The following is a 1,145-nucleotide window of genomic DNA, read 5'->3' as shown; positions in this document are numbered from 1 at the left end:
AAGCGCGAGGTTAGGGCGGTTGGCTAAATCAGAAATCCATTTCTAGGTTTTCAAACTTCAAACCAGATTTGCCAAAATTCCGAGCCTGATTATCAAAACTATGATTCATTTCGGTTTTCTACGTTTTGGCTTTTGTTTGTAAATCAAAGTCGGGTTAATCTTGTTTCGCGTAAAACGTAACCCATTGAAGCTTAAGCATAACAAAGCGTTTAAGTGGGATTTGGCACGCGTGGCATTTTCAGTTTGCGTTGAGTTCGGTGGTTACGGCACTGTGCGGTAGCTTTTGTATTGCGTGCCTGCACCCCTTAACGCGGCGTTAGAGCGCAGGAGTAAAAATATGAATATGACGGATATAATTGAATACATTTCATATCTTATCGCCGGTATTATTATTGCTCCCTTCGGCTTTATGTTGTTTAAAGAATTCATCGGTAAAGATCGCAAGACGGTTACAGATGAAGTCAAATCTACGGTAGGAGACGAATCGAGAAAGTTTCTGGGCGGTAGACATGGTGATGCAGTTGTAGGTCAGTTTGTCGAATTTAAACTGATAATAGCGATAGGTTTGCCAGTAGTTCTATTTCTAGGGATCTCTTCCTTGGTAAATTCTCTTTTGAAAGTTCTATTCAACCTGTGAGTTGCGCTCTAACAAACTGTTCAAGAGGGATTCGCAACGCGTGGCACTTTTATTATGCGTTGCTTTTAGTGATTAAGGTGGTTTGCTGCTGCATCGGTATTGCGTTGCTCACCCCTTAACAGGGCGTTATGCATCCAGGGAGTTAACGTGAAATTACTATATTCGGTGTGTATTTTGATAATGTCGTTTTCTGTAAATGCCAAAAATATATGTCCGGTTAACGAAAAAATTGAATCAGATATGCGAATTCCAGAATCGCACTTTACAAAGGAAAATGCAGAAGCTGCTCTAAAAAAGATTAATGCGATAGTTGCTGGTAATGACGAAGTGTACGAATGGGTTACTGTTCCAAATATGCAAAGAATTGTTGAGGGTTATATCCTGAAACGGGATGCAGAAAATGCTACAGGCGCATTAGCAGAATTTGAAATCTCTCAATTTTGTACTTTTATGGAGTCTTCGGCATGGTGGTACGATTAAATGCATAACAAAGCGTTTAAGTGGGATT

General features: G+C 40.1%; 2 protein-coding genes. Both read left to right on the top strand.

All coding sequences use genetic code 11. The features are described from left to right. Window positions 1-337: 337 nt before the first annotated feature. Window positions 338-637 carry a hypothetical protein gene (locus tag FC652_RS19945; RefSeq protein ID WP_176299886.1) on the top strand — a complete coding sequence of 100 codons (300 nt, stop codon included), beginning with the start codon at window positions 338-340 and terminating at the stop codon, window positions 635-637. A 147-nt stretch (window positions 638-784) separates the two neighbouring features. Then, window positions 785-1,117 (top strand): hypothetical protein, encoded by a 333-nt coding sequence (locus tag FC652_RS19935; RefSeq protein WP_176299884.1) that lies wholly within the window; start codon window positions 785-787, stop codon window positions 1,115-1,117. The last annotated feature ends 28 nt before the right edge of the window (window positions 1,118-1,145 follow it).

Source organism: Vibrio sp. 05-20-BW147, from assembly GCF_013369385.1.
Lineage (GTDB): Bacteria > Pseudomonadota > Gammaproteobacteria > Enterobacterales > Vibrionaceae > Vibrio > Vibrio floridensis.
This window is presented reverse-complemented; position numbering and strand designations above follow the sequence as displayed.